This window comes from Mycoplasma testudinis ATCC 43263 (assembly GCF_000687795.1).
Taxonomy (GTDB): Bacteria; Bacillota_I; Bacilli_A; order Mycoplasmatales; family Mycoplasmoidaceae; genus Mycoplasmoides; species Mycoplasmoides testudinis.
The window spans coordinates 1-10,670 of sequence record NZ_JHXT01000029.1; the positions used below are offsets into that span (position 1 = coordinate 1).

The window sequence follows — 10,670 nt, forward strand, 5'->3', positions numbered from 1 at the left end:
GTAACCAAAACCAAATCTAGTTTTGTTAATAATAAAGCAATTCTAAAAATTGTTTATTTAGGCATCATGAATTACGAACGCGACGATAGGCAAATGAAAGTTCGTAATTGGCAAAGTATAATTCAGCAACTCGAAATTCTATTTGATATAGATTTGCAACCAGAATAAATACAAACACTTAATTTATTGTTCAATCTTGACCAAGAGTCAAAGATTTGCGCGTTTAAATAATGATAAAAACGGAAAATTGCGAAAGCGTTTCCGTTTTTTAGTATACTTTTAATAACACGATGTCAATGGTTTCAAAGAAATCTAGACATTAACACACTTAAATCATTACTTCCTTTGCTACCAATGATTTTAATCAAATGAACCAACAAATATACTTGTTCACTTGTGTTTAATTCATATTGATATGCTTTATCTAAAAACTGTAAAATACTTTTGAAGATAGGCGAGATATTTTGATGATCAGCTAACAAAGTATTTAATAGGCTTTGTGACACCTGGTCATTATTTTTGTGGGTTTCATGGTAGTTTTGGTGACGATAAACAAACATCGCTAAAAATTCTAAATGAATTTTAAAACGTTGCCAGTCAATATGGTCTTCAGAAATTACTAAACGCTTAGCTTGCAATCTAATAATCTTTATAATTTCACTAACAATCGTGGTGACATTTAAGATAGCTTCTGTATCTGTATTGTTAAGGTTGCTAATCAAATGTAAGGTCAAAGAAATGCTTTCTTTGTCGTTAATAGCAACATTAAAATTATTTTTAATTTCCTTGATGATTGTCTGACAAATTTCGTACTCTTTTTTATAAAAAGTTTTGATGTAAAAATACAAGGAATTTTGCAATGCATAATTGGTTATTTTTTCATGATTAACTAAACTGTTATGAATATGATCGCTCAATGAAAAATACAAATTATTATTTAATGATGGAAAAACCAGCTTAAGTTTTGCGTATGTTTGATCATAAAATTGAATTTCTTGATCACTAAAGTTCTCAAATAGTTCACTAGCATAATTAAGATTATTAATGCTTTGCTTTATGAAAAATTGACTTACTTTGTTTTCGTCAACGCTTTCATTAACCTTTTTTTGAAAACCAATTCCCAAGCCAAGAACGACCACTTCTTGATTATCTTTTAAAGCTAAAACGACATTATTATTAAAGACTTTTAAAATTTTCATTTATTCAAATAAGGTTTTACCATTGGACTTAATGACATTTTTGTATCATTCAAATGATGCTTTTTTATAACGTTTTAATGAACCTTTACCAGAATCATCTAAATCCACATAAATATAACCATAACGTTTTGACATCTGACCTGTTCCAGCAGAAACTAAATCAATTGGACCTCAAGATGTATATCCAATTAAATTGACCCCATCTGATATTGCTTCAGCCGCTTGAATTAAATGTTTTTTAAGGTAGTCAATTCGGTAAAAATCATCAACTGTTTTTGTGCCATTTTTTTCAATTAATTCATCTTTAGCACCTAAGCCATTTTCGACAATCATTAATGGTTTTTGATATCTTTCTCACAGTGTATTAAGAATGATTCTTAATCCAAGCGGATCCACATTTCAACCCCAGTCAGTTGCCTTAATTGTGGGATTAATAACTGGTTTAAAACCATTAAATACAGCCTCTTTCCCATCAGTAACACTAGAAAAATAATAAGAGAAGCTAATAAAGTCGACAGTGTTTTTTAAAATGTCTTGATCTTCTGGTTCGAAATGAATACGAATATTATGTTCTGATAACAAACGATTCATATAAGTGGGATATGCGCCACGGGCTTGCACATCTAAAAAGAAAAAATTATGTCATTCTTTTTTCATCTTATCAATGCTATCAACTGGATTAGCTGACATTGGATAAATTGGAATTGCAATGGACATACAGCCAATTTTGAATTGGGGATATTTTTCTTTGGCTAATTTACAAACCATTGCGCTAGCCACTAAAACGTGATGGCTGGTTTGGAATTTGACATTTACATCTTCTTGATTTTGCAAGACGCCAACGGCCATAAAAGGTAAAAATAAAGTGGCATTGATTTCATTAAAAGTTAACCAATACTTGACTTTATTTTTGTATCTTTCAAAAACTGTTTGAACATAGTTCATAAAGTATTTAATTGTTTGCCTTGAAGCAAACCCATTGTATTTTTTAGCAAGGTTATATGGGACCTCATAGTGACTTAAAGTAACAACCGGTTCAATTCCTTGTTGGATTAATTCATCAAATAAATTATCATAAAATTTTAGACCTAATTCATTAGGTTCAAGATCATCGCCATTTGGATAAATTCGAGACCAAGCAATAGAAAGCCGCAACGTATTAAAACCCATTTCTTTAAAGAGTTTAATGTCATCTTTATAGCGATTATAAAAATCAATTCCATTTAACTTCAAATTGCTAGCTACAGGCTTATCTGAAATTGGTCCGTGACCACCTTGTGGTAAGAAATCTTGAACGCTTAAACCTTTATTGTCTATGTTGTAAGCTCCCTCAATTTGATTGGCGGCAACTGCACCACCTCATAAAAACTTTTCGGGGAATTTATTTAGCATATTGAATCTCCATTCTGATAAATTTTTTGCAATCTTGAATTACAATATCTTTGTATTGCTCACGTGACGGGAAAGTAACAATAATTGAATTATCATACCCAGCTTCAGCAATCTTTTGATAATCAAATTTTAAAATAGTATCGCCTTTTTTCACAATATCTCCAGCTTTTAGATCAACATCAAAAAATTGTCCTTTTAAATTCACAGTGTCTAAACCTACATGAATTAACATTTCTAAACCTTTTTTAGTTTTCAAAGCAATTGCGTGTTTTGTATCTGCTACAAACATCACCTCAAATTCTTGTAAGGCTTTAATTTCGTTAGAATTAAAGTTTTTTAATGCAAAACCTTCACCCAAAGCTCCACTTGCAAAAACCGAATCTTTAACCTCAGTTAAAGGCACATACTCCCCATTTTTTCCAAAATAAATAAATTTGTTTTTGTTTTTGAATTCAAATTTTGCTTTAACTGTTTTTGAAAACTTTTTTACAGGATTAACAACATTTACGCGAACGGGAACAGTTATTTTTTTATCAATCGCCGTTTTAAAAACATTATATTTAGCAATTGTAGTATTTTTTCAACTTAATAACTTTAGGTTTCACTTAACAGGAAGTTTTAATTTATAAAACATTAACATGAAGATGAAACTAACTATAATTCCAGCAAAACATAAAATAACAGTTACATAGAAATTTTGATTAACGCCATTCACAGGATCTAAAAACAATGGCAAACCAGTAAACCCTAAAGCAAAGCCAAAGGCATGTAAATCAAATGCTCCTGCAATTGCACAAATCACTGCAGAAATTGCGCAAGACAAGAAAAACGGTTTTTTTCTTGGCAAGGTAAAACCATAAATTGATGGTTCAGTAATACCAAACACACCACTAACTAATGCACCAATAGCTTGGCTTTTATTGATGGTTTTTCTTTCAATTAAAGCAATTGCAAAAACGATTCCTATTTGAGTTACAAATGGTAAAAAAGAAATCGCCATAATTACACTTGAGCCAGATTGTAATTGTAATAACTGTAATGGGTTAACAGCTCAGTGCAATCCAAAAATAACTAATATTTGTCAGAAAAAACCTAAAACTAATCCGACTAAAACTGGTGAGAAAGCATAGATACTATCTACTATGTATGCAATAATTTGTTGGAACCAAGAAGCTAAAGGTCCAAGAAATAATAAACCAGCAAAGCCACCGATAAAGAAAACAATTAAATTAGTGCTAAACAACGAAAATGATTTCGGAGTAACTCTTTTTAAAAATTTTTCTAATTTAGCAACTACTAGTAAAATAACAATAATTGGAATAAAACTAGATGTGTACCCACCTGCAGGTCAAATAATAGGAAAATTCCCGATTTTTTGATAAATGTTGGTTTGAAATATTGTTCCTTGAAAGATAGTTTCAATTGGCTGTTTAGCAACACTATTAACCGAAGCAATTGATCCACTAATGTTATACACAATCGGAGGAATTGCTAAAAATAATGCAATTGCAACTGCGACATAAACGTTCATATCTTTTCTTTTGGCAACATTAATAGCTACAAAAACAGGCAAAAAACTAAATGTAGCATCACCCAAATTTTCCAAAATTAGATACATTGTATCAGTTGTAGGTACTCCAGAAACTGCCATAATTGCAACAATACCTTTTAAAGTCCCCGATACAATCAAAATGGGAACTACTGGAATAATGACTGCCACTATGAAATCAATTAGTTTTGAAATCATTTTCTTCTTTTTGATTTGAATTCCATCAGTAGCAGATCCTCCAGTAGAGGAGATGTTTAAATTATTAGGATTTCAAATTTTAGTGGCTTCACTATAAACGTTTTTAACTTCATTCCCGATTACAATCTGATATTGCCCACCAGATTTAACAACACTTAAAACACCGTTTAATTTCTTTACGGCTTCGGTATCTGGTTTTTTATCATCTTTTAAAACCAGCCTTAATCTTGTCATGCAATGTTTGATACTAGTAATATTTTCTGGTCCGCCAACCTTATCAATAATATCTTGTGCTAATTCTTTATACTGCATATGAAAAACCTTTATTGGCATAGAAAAACTCAATGGTTTTGCTTAACTCAATAATGGCAATCCAATTGTTAACATTTTAGCAATCAATGTTGTTGATAACAATTCAAACAAATTAGATGGTGTTTAAAATTGTTAACAAAATTCAACGCGAAAAAGAATTATTTTTCACTAAAAAATAAAATAATATGCATGGTTTTTTTCAAATAAGAACTAAAGTTTTATTGATTTGAGAAAATCATGCATATCTTCTAATTGAACGAAGGGTAACCAATCAACACAGCACATTAAAAAAAGTGACTTCTAACTTATGGTAGCAATTATCGTTTACCATTTCTAAATTACCTTTTTGAAAAAAATCTTATTTAAACTTATTGTTTCTTTAGATTATGACGGTTCCTAAAAAGAATTCGCTCTCATCTTAATTGTAGTTATCTTATATGTTCCAAAAGGCAAATTTTTTGAAAGATCAAAATGAGTAGAACTTTCAATCGATTAATAATAATCACGGTTGCGTTTGAGTTTAATTCATTCCTGATGACCTCTCATGAGTTGGAAAATATTGCCATTCGTCAATAAGACGAGTTTGTCACCATACTAAATAAACCCCGAATCAATTTGAGCCAATTCAAAATTATCAGTATTACTCAGACTAATAAAGTTTTTCTGTCGCATACCTGTGCGGTTTTTCTAAAAGACTTTGGACATTGAACTAAAAATACGCCCGTTAAATTTAATGATTTTTCTATTTTTGTCTATCAGTCACAGTTTAACTATTTTTTTCATAAGTAAGTTTTACTTAAATGGTATTTACACTATAAGTAAACTAACTAAATTTGCTTGATTTCCTTGAATAAGTAAATTCGACTTTCATAAATAAACACTTAGAATAACTATAAAAAATGAAAAAATACTATTAAGAACAACTTCAAATAATAAATACGCATCGAAAATACCCCATTCTAGTTTTAACTAGGAATTGAGGTGCGAATCTAAAATACCAAATTTAATATCCAACAAACATAATAAGCCAAAAAATAATGACAACCGCTAAATTAAATGAATTTCCAATAAACCTAACATTTTTTGAACTTTATTGATATCAACCAACCACGGAGAACTAATGGCGCTTAACGCTACAGCATTTGCATACTTAAAAGATTCAAGAACATCATTTGTTTTTAATAATTGAGCCACATAAGCGCTAATCAAACTGTCACCAGCCCCAACTGTCGAGACAACATTAATCTTAGCTTTAGCACGAACTCAAATAACTTGATTATTTTGGATTAAGGCATATGCACCATTTGCTCCTGAACTAATTACAGGATGATCTACTCCCAAGTGTCGTAATTTAATTAATGCTTGTTTGATAGCTTTTTGATCTTTGAGTTCTTGTTTTAAAACACGTTGTGCTTCATCTAAATTGGGTTTAAAAACAAATGGTTTATATTTCAGATATTCTAGGGTTTTATCGCTATCGATATCTAAAACAAAACGCATTTTTTTGTCGACTACGATTGCTAAAATTTCTTTAAGATAAACTTCACTAATTCTACCCATTATAAATATTGTGTCGGTGTTATCTAAACTTTGTAATTCGCGCTTAAATTTATTAAAGTTGATTTTGTCAATTTCTGGATTAATCCCGTTAATTTCAAAATCTAACTTACTGTCATGATATTTGATGTTGATCCGGGTGGGTGTATCAATTAAAAAGGCGGTGACGTCGAGATTTTCTTTAGCCACTAAATTGTTAAAAAATGAAGCATTATCTTTTCCTAAAAAAGTAAAGTTTTTAACTTCATAATTTAATCGTTTTAGAGTAACACCAGCATTGATTCCCTTACCACCAGGAACAAATTCATAATTACTTATTCGGTTTAATCCTTCCAACTTTAAAGTTGTTTCATTGTGAATCCGGTAATCAATGCTAGGACTTAAAGTAACAGTACAAAATTTATTCATATGCAATTTAAAGCCAACTTCTTTCTAATAATTAACAATTAATTATACGCGTTTAGAAACAACTTCGACATTTGGTTTTTGATCTTGTTTTTTTCTAATTCAAGAAAAAACAAATTTCTTTTCAATTGGATTTTTTTCGGGATATTTTAATTTTCTTGCATTAGTAACTTTAGTCATGATTAAAATCATTAACATGGAAGCGATGCTACCAGCGATTAAAGCAATTAACATAAATAATATTCCGATCCCAATATTGTTAGCCGCCGAAACATCAGTAACTATATTATTGCGCACTAACGCAACCACAAAGATTCCTCCATGAGGTGCAGCAACAGTAACGCCTAATCCAGCCGATAAAACACCAGCGATAGCACCACCAACAATATTCGCAGGAACCATCACCTTCGGATTAGCTGCTGTAAATGGAATTGCCCCTTCAGAAACAAAAGATAAACCCATGACATAATTAACAAAACCATTATTTCGTTCTTCTTTGGATCATAATTTTCTAAAGAAGGTAACACTAAAGGCTATTCCAAGTGGAGGCACCATTCCCGAAATCATTGAAGCAGCCATTGCAAGTGATTGTTGTCCACCATCTAAAGTTGCAACGCTAAATACATAAGCAGCTTTATTAATTGGCCCACCTAAATCAACAGCCATCATGACACCAATCACTAGGCCAAGAAGTGGTGCCAAGTATGGTTGATTCATAATTTGTAAAAATCTTCTAAAACCATAATTAACATAAATTAATGGAATGTTAATAATTCAGAAAATAACCACAATTAATAGAGTTCCAAATAAAGGAATGATTAAAATGTTTTTAATTCCATTAAGCGACTTTGGCATTCAATGCAACATGTACTTAGTGATAACAATTAACATGGCTGCACTAAAAATCCCACCACCTATGGCACCAAAAAAACCTGAAGACACAGTAGATACAGCAGTAAAGTCGACAGCTCCAGTTTCAATATCGATATTGAATAAGAATTGACCATTAGAGATTAGTCCACAGATGAATCCGGGTAAAATACCTATTTTACCCACTAGTCCAAAGGCTGTATAAGCAGATAATAAAGCAACAATTAAACCGAATGCAATTCCACCTAATTTATTAAATCAAAGTGATGCAGATGAGCCACTACCAAAATTGTTGCTACCGGCATTGTTGATATCAATCAAGAAACTAACGGCGATTAATATTCCACCAAAAATAACAAAAGGCAACATATATGAAACCCCGGTTAAAATGGCTTTATATAATCTTCTTCCAAATTTATGAAAACTTAATTCTGCTTCATCAATATTACTAGCAAAATTTGCTTTTGCAGCATTGCCACCGCCTAATGGTTTTCCTTTTAATTCCATAACTGCTTGAATTTGTTTTTTAGCATCTTTTATAACTGATCCAGTACTTGTTTCAATCACATTTTGATGTCCTGAAAAACGATTTAATTCAATGTTTCTATCAATGGCTAATAAAATCCCTTTAGCATGATTAATTTCATCCATACTAATGCGGTTAGCAATTCCTTCTGTTCCTTGGGTTTCAACTTTAACTTTAAGGTTTAATTCTTTCGCGGCGTTTTCAATCATTTTAGCCGCAATGAAAGTATGAGCAATTCCCGTTGGACAAGCAGTTACTGCAACAAAATCATAACCAGAATTATTAGTTAAATCTGATGCTTTGTTTTCTGCCGCTTCGTTTTTGAATTGGATGGTTTTAAAAACAGTAACTAATTCCTCATAAGTTTTTACTAACGATAATGACTTTTTAAAGTCCGGATCAAGCATCGTTTGACTTAATTGGGCAATTAATTTTAAGTGGTCATTACCAGCGTTATTTTTATTTAAAGCAATCATAAAAATGTAGTTTACTGGTTTTTCATCTAGCGAATTTCAGTTTAAATCTTTAACCTTGCAAAAACTTACGGAGTTATGCTTGATTGTTTCGCTATTGACGTGAGGAATGGCAAATCCATCACCAATTCCAGTAGATACTTGGGATTCTCGTTCATTGAGTCCATTAAAAACAGGAGTCTGATTATCAGCCATCTGGTTATTTACTAGTTGCTCAGATAAAAATTTTAAAGCATCTTCTTTGGATGCAAATTCCTTATCGAAGAAACATAGCTGTTTATTAAAAAGGTCAGTTAATTTCATTGGTATTACTCCCTAACGAATATAATTTTGGTCAATTTATTATTTTTCAAATCAGGTTTATTAGTAACAAGATTAATATCTGTGTCTTTTGGCGTAAAATCATAATTAGCACTTAAACCAAATTTACTAGCTTCTGCTAAAATTAGAACCTTTTTACTACGTAGCGCCATTTGGGTTTTAACTATTCCTTCACGTCGTTCTGGAGTTGTCAATTTATAATTGTTTCCAATGGCATTAACGCCTAAAAAGCAAACGTCAAAATTTTGACGTAATAAAGTGTCAGGGTCTAAATCAACAATACATTTCGTATTAGGTTTTAATGTTCCGCCAAGCAGCCGAACGTTAAACCCAAGTTCTAAAGCATGTTGAGCATTTAATAAACTATTAGTAAAAATTTGCAAACCTTGATGGTTTTTTAAATAATCTATAAGAAAAAAACAATTTGAACCATTATCTACAAAGATATCATTTGCTTGGCTTGCAAATGTACTGGCCATTTTGGCAATTGCTTTTTTAGCTTTCACATCCTGGGTTAATTTAACATTGGTATCTCGGTCAGATAAATATAAATTATTGTTGTTTTCTAAAACTACTTCACCAAAAGAACGTCTCACTAAATGTTCTTCTTCTAATTTAATAAGGTGCCGTCTTAAAGTAGGCTGAGTTAGTTTCAGTTGTTTTTGAATATCGGCAATTTTACAGACTTTATTGTCTTTTAAAAAATTTAGAATTTGTTGACTAATTAATATTGACATAATTTTATAGATCAAACTTGATGATCAACTCAAGTATAACAAGGAAATGAATAGATATGAATTATTTTGAATTAGTTTGAATTAATTTTTGTTCGCCAAAAATCGTTTAATTTTGTTTATCTATATGTAATTTCTAAAAATTGATGATATGGATTTAAACTAATAATAAATTGGTTTTTCTTCGTATTTTACCAAATTTTATAAGAGATATAAAAAAGAAAATATCGTCAAACTAAAATTTGATGATCTAAATAATATGTTCTATATTAATTTCAATTAAATGCGAAAATCACGTATGCTAGAATTTGATAGAAAAACAAAAGTATTTCTATGGAGAAATTATGAAACAAAAAAACTTTTTAAAGAAAACCCTAATTGGTAGTGCTTTTGGAACTATAGCAATTATCATTCCGGCAACTATTGCAGCTTGCGGAAATAGTTCTAATGCTGGACCATCAAGCAATTCTTTAGAACCCTCTAATCAGTCTAAAACTGCAATTCAAAATGCTCAAAAAGAAAATGGACAAGCTGGTATAAGCGCATATATCTCAGCAAATATGAGTTCAGCCCTTTTATTTGATTCATTAAAACTCTCAGCACGTTCCGTTTTTAAGACAGCAATGATGTTTGCTCAAACAAGCACAGGGCCAAATATTCAACCATCTTATAACTTTTCGCTAAATAACTATAATTATCAGTCTAATGGCACAACCATATCATTTGTTTTTACTGCGAATTTAATTGCTAGTTCACAAGGAGCCAATTTAAATATAGAAATTAAGTGAAATGCAAATAATGCTAGTTATAGCATCGCAGATACATTTATTTCGGGTTTGTCAGTAGATTCAAAATTTATGCTTAATTCGGAAGAATTTCCTTTTTTAAATAGCGTTCCAAATGGAATAAATTTAACAACTAATTGAATAGATTATCTAAGCAACAATTAAAAGAGCTGCAATTAAATTTACAATCTACCAAAAAATGAATCCTCCCATTATCATTTCAATAAAGTCATTATAGTCTGTACGACAGAATCGGAAGTAATGATTTAAGTGTGTTAATGTCTAGATTTCTTTGAAACCATTGACATCGTGTTATTAAAAGTATACTAAAAAACGGAAACGCTTTCGC

General features: G+C 30.8%; 7 protein-coding genes. 1 reads left to right on the top strand and 6 read right to left on the bottom strand.

The window, feature by feature from the left end; genetic code table 4:
• Nucleotides 1-71: 71 nt before the first annotated feature.
• From T384_RS0105560 to T384_RS0105585, 6 genes are all read right to left on the bottom strand, one after another.
• Nucleotides 72-1,199, bottom strand: coding sequence for a CAT RNA binding domain-containing protein (locus T384_RS0105560; RefSeq protein ID WP_027120174.1), 1,128 nt, complete (start codon nucleotides 1,197-1,199; stop codon nucleotides 72-74).
• Nucleotides 1,200-2,591: a glycoside hydrolase family 1 protein gene (locus T384_RS0105565; protein WP_027120175.1), complete on the bottom strand. Its 1,392-nt coding sequence runs from the start codon at nucleotides 2,589-2,591 to the stop codon at nucleotides 1,200-1,202. It abuts the gene before it with no gap.
• Complete coding sequence (locus T384_RS0105570; RefSeq protein WP_027120176.1) at nucleotides 2,581-4,650, bottom strand: glucose PTS transporter subunit IIA; 2,070 nt, start codon at nucleotides 4,648-4,650, stop codon at nucleotides 2,581-2,583. Before T384_RS0105570 ends, T384_RS0105565 begins: the two co-directional genes overlap by 11 nt.
• Nucleotides 4,651-5,697: 1,047 nt before the next feature.
• Complete coding sequence (locus T384_RS0105575; RefSeq protein WP_036499394.1) at nucleotides 5,698-6,615, bottom strand: 1-phosphofructokinase; 918 nt, start codon at nucleotides 6,613-6,615, stop codon at nucleotides 5,698-5,700.
• A gap of 42 nt (nucleotides 6,616-6,657) precedes the next feature.
• Nucleotides 6,658-8,784 carry a PTS fructose transporter subunit IIABC gene (locus T384_RS06765; RefSeq protein ID WP_052663606.1) on the bottom strand — a complete coding sequence of 709 codons (2,127 nt, stop codon included), beginning with the start codon at nucleotides 8,782-8,784 and terminating at the stop codon, nucleotides 6,658-6,660.
• A 5-nt stretch (nucleotides 8,785-8,789) separates the two neighbouring features.
• Nucleotides 8,790-9,539 carry a DeoR/GlpR family DNA-binding transcription regulator gene (locus T384_RS0105585; RefSeq protein WP_036499396.1) on the bottom strand — a complete coding sequence of 250 codons (750 nt, stop codon included), beginning with the start codon at nucleotides 9,537-9,539 and terminating at the stop codon, nucleotides 8,790-8,792.
• A gap of 341 nt (nucleotides 9,540-9,880) precedes the next feature.
• On the opposite strand from T384_RS0105585, the gene T384_RS0105590 reads away from it, so the two are divergent.
• Nucleotides 9,881-10,486 carry a hypothetical protein gene (locus T384_RS0105590; protein WP_027120179.1) on the top strand — a complete coding sequence of 202 codons (606 nt, stop codon included), beginning with the start codon at nucleotides 9,881-9,883 and terminating at the stop codon, nucleotides 10,484-10,486.
• Nucleotides 10,487-10,670 lie beyond the last annotated feature (184 nt).